The sequence below is a fragment of the Oleiphilus sp. HI0132 genome (genome assembly GCF_001635845.1).
Map to the genome: position 1 here is coordinate 1 of NZ_LWGJ01001002.1, position 405 is coordinate 405.

The 405-nt window shown below is 44.9% G+C and carries 1 pseudogene; it reads left to right on the forward strand.

Going from position 1 to position 405, the window contains the following annotated elements:
- Positions 1–126 precede the first annotated feature (126 nt).
- A pseudogene (locus A3766_RS11265) lies at positions 127–405 on the forward strand (IS110 family transposase); the annotation flags it as partial.

The window sequence follows — 405 nt, forward strand, 5'->3', positions numbered from 1 at the left end:
AATAACTCTCCTGAACATAGACATAATGACTCCCCACGTCCCAAAAGAGTGCTGACCTCCTATCGTGGGTTAGCAAAGCCAGAGCCATAATATATGTGTCATACCATATAAGCGGAGGCCAGCACCATGAAAAACAATACCATAATTTTTGTCGGATTGGACACCCATAAGGAGTTCACCGAAGTCGCATATTGCGAAGATCAACGAGGCTCAGAAGTAAAACACCTTGGAAGAGTTTCTTCAGCCAAAGTATCACTTACCAAGATGGCGAGACAGTTTGAAAGCAAATACCCGCAGGCTACCCTGCATTTTGTTTATGAAGCAGGCCCCTGTGGCTACTGGATTTATCGATTGCTGACAAGCTTAGGCCATTGTTGCTATGTTGTTGCGCCATCACTGATTCCA